Raw genomic sequence first — 3,139 nt, 5'->3', positions numbered from 1 at the left:
GGTGGTCGTGTTCAAGTCAATTGGCGCCGGTGACCCGCATGGTTGGGTTGAAGCTCCTCCGCAGGAACCGGTCTGGTGGAACGAGCCAGTGCGGCCGGTATCCACAGCTGCCGCAGCGACTCCCGCCCCATCGAAACCTCGCATACGCAAGCCCGCCCCGTCCGGTCCTGCATTGTTTGACGAGCTGCTTGCTGCTCCTGTCGAAGGGGTGCCTCCCGGCATCAGGCTCGACGAGATGCTCGTGAGCAGCGAAACGTACCGCGAGCGACAGCGGCTGGGCGGTCGGCATCCGATCGAGGACGAGACCGTACGGGCAATCATCACCGCGCTCGTCGCAGGCGGTGGGCGCGCTCACCGTGACACAGTCGCGGTCGCCGCGGGCGTTGCGGCATCCTCCCTTCCGGGCGTGCTGGCGTCCTTGCGTCGCCTGTTGAACGTCGACGGATACGCCGTCGTCGATCTTGACGCGGATCAGGTCACCGTCACACTCGACGAGTCACTCCTGCGGGAGCAGTTCGCGTTGGGCAATCGATCATGACGACGGTGAGTCCACGGCGTAGGCGCGAGATCATCGATGCGCTGCGTCGTGGAACTGTGCCGCAGCGCGGGCTCGACGTCATGGCGGTGGGGCTCGACCGGTTCCACGACGCCCTGCGCGAAGAATTGGATGGCGTCGCCGAGGGAGGCGCGGTCTTCAAAGCAGTGCGTGGTGAGTATGGCGCGGGCAAGACCTTCTTCGCCCGGTGGCTCATCGAGTCGGCGAAGCAAAGGGGATTCGCGACCGCAGAGGTGCAGATATCGGAGACCGAGACACCTCTGCATCGCCTCGAAACGATCTATCGACGGATCACGGAGAACCTCGCGACCGAAGCCACGGCGCCCAGCGCGTTCCGCGAGGTGATCGACGAGTGGCTCCGTGTGCTCGAGGAAGACGCCGTCGAGGCCGGCGTGGATCCATCTGATCGAGAAGAATTGGCAGAGCGTACACAGATGTTGCTGGAGCAGCGGCTTGCCGTTGTATCGCGAACCGCGCCGGCCTTTGGTGCAGCTTTGCGGGCGTATCACTCGGCGACAACGCGTGGTGATGTCGAGACTGCGGACGGGCTCATCGCTTGGCTCGGAGGACAACCCCATGTCGCGGCGTCCATACGCCGCGGAGCAGGAATTCGCGGCGATCTCGACCACTTCGGAGCATTTGGCTTCATGCAGGGGTTGCTCGCCGTCCTACGTGATGCGGACTATCGCGGCCTCGTGCTGGTTCTAGACGAGGTCGAGACGCTGCAGCGAGTGCGAAGCGATGTGCGTGAGAAGGCGTTGAATGCCTTGCGGCAGTTGCTCGACGAGGTGGATGCTGGGCGCTTTCCAGGGCTCTACATCCTCATCACCGGGACTCCCGCATTCTTCGACGGAACCCAAGGTGTCCAACGGCTCCCTCCGCTCGCAGCCCGGGTCGGGGTCGATTTCAGTGGCGACCCGCGCTGGGATAATCCGCGTGCGCCGCAAGTGCGATTGCTCGGGTTCAAGAAGGAGAGCCTGCAAGAGTTGGGTGAAAGAGTCAGAGAGATCTATGCCGCCGGAAGTGCGGCTGCGGATCGCATTCAGTCGCTCGTGACGGACGACTACCTCGCGGGCCTCGGCGACACCATCGCCGGTCGACTCGGCGGTAGAGTCGGCGTCGCTCCACGCCTCTACCTGCGCAAGCTCGTCGACACGCTAGATAAGGTCGAACAGTTCGCGGATTACGTTCCGGCGGAGGCGTCGGCTGTCGCCGTGGCCGATGGCGAACTCAACGCGGATGAGCGTGCTGCCGGCGGCCTCGACGCCATTCAGATCGATGTCTGACGACACCGAGCTCACCGCGGCGCTGGAGTACCACGTCGCGAACACGCTGGGTTGGTACGACCTTCGACCACTGCAACGGGCGTCAATCGAGCCCGTCCGCTCCGGAGCTGATTGTCTCCTCATCGCTCCGACTGCCGGGGGTAAGACGGAAGCGGCGTTGTTCCCGATGCTGTCGCGGATGGTTGACGAGGGGTGGCAAGGGCTCAGCGTCATCTACGTTGCACCTCTGAAGGCGTTGCTCAACAACCTCCTGCCGAGGGTTGAGCAGTACGCCGCGTGGCTAGGGCGGCGGGTGGCGCTCTGGCACGGAGACATCGGCGACGGAGAGCGGCGTCGGGTCCTCAGCGATCCCCCCGACATTCTGTTGACGACACCGGAGTCGCTGGAGGCGATGCTGGTGTCGCGGCGGATCGATCATCACCTGTTTTTCCGGTCGGTGCGGGTGCTCATTGCTGACGAGGTGCATGCCTTCGCTGCGTCCGACCGAGGGTGGCACCTCGTCGCGGTGCTTGAGCGGCTCCAGCGGTTGAGCGGTCAACGCATCCAACGGATCGGGCTCTCAGCGACGCTCGGTAACCCGGAGGAGGTCCTGCGTTGGCTGCAAGGATCGAACGCTGAGGGTGGTGTTCCAGCCAGAGTCGTGATCGGAGAGGGGGCGGCGCCGGTGGCTCCGGAGGTCACACTTGATTTCGTCGGGTCAGTGGACAACGCTGCCATCGTGCTGTCGCAGATGTTCCGAGGCGACAAGCGGCTCGTGTTCTGTGAATCGCGGGCGCAAGCCGAAGAGCTCGGGTTCGCGTTGCGGAGCAACGGCGTGGAGACGTATGTGTCGCATTCCTCGCTGTCGGTTGATGAGCGACGACGGAGCGAGCGGGCATTTGCCGACGGCCGCGACTGCGTGATCGTCGCGACGTCGACTCTGGAACTCGGCATCGATATCGGCGATTTGGATCGCATGATTCAATTGGACTCGCCCCGATCAGTCTCGTCGTTCTTGCAACGGCTGGGACGAACGGGTCGGCGTTCGGGTACGGTGCGGAACGCGCTATTCCTTGCGACAGACAACGACACGCTGCTTCGCGCGGCCGGACTGCTCCACCTTTGGGGCGGTGGGTTCGTTGAACCTGTCACTCCGCCTCCCGCACCGCGGCACATTGCGGCGCAGCAGCTGCTCGCGCTCGCGCTTCAGGAAGGTCGTTTTGCTAGGGCATCGTGGCGCGACTGGTGGGCTGGGTCGACCGTCATGGATAGCGCTCCTGAAGTGTTGGAGTACCTGATTGCGGAAGGGTTCCTCGCG

General features: G+C 64.2%; 3 protein-coding genes. All 3 read left to right on the top strand.

Features of this window, described 5'->3' with window-relative positions:
* Window positions 1-538: hypothetical protein (locus J7E68_RS00015; protein ID WP_215168692.1), on the top strand; the 538-nt coding region annotated here is incomplete at its 5' end.
* Window positions 535-1,842 (top strand): BREX system ATP-binding protein BrxD, encoded by a 1,308-nt coding sequence (gene brxD / locus J7E68_RS00010; RefSeq protein WP_215168690.1) that lies wholly within the window; start codon window positions 535-537, stop codon window positions 1,840-1,842. The genes J7E68_RS00015 and brxD, both read left to right, overlap by 4 nt.
* On the top strand, window positions 1,796-3,139 hold a 1,344-nt coding region (locus J7E68_RS00005), incomplete at its 3' end, for a DEAD/DEAH box helicase (protein ID WP_215168688.1). The genes brxD and J7E68_RS00005, both read left to right, overlap by 47 nt.

Source organism: Microbacterium sp. ISL-103 (genome assembly GCF_018613995.1).
Classification (GTDB): domain Bacteria; phylum Actinomycetota; class Actinomycetes; order Actinomycetales; family Microbacteriaceae; genus Microbacterium.
The sequence above is the reverse complement of the archived record's forward strand: the minus strand, read 5'-3'. Positions and strand labels throughout refer to the sequence as shown.

Coding starts and splice junctions, on each gene's coding strand:
- brxD (WP_215168690.1), top strand. CDS start 535: ATGACGACGGTGAGTCCACGGCGTAGGCGCGAGATCATCGATGCGCTG.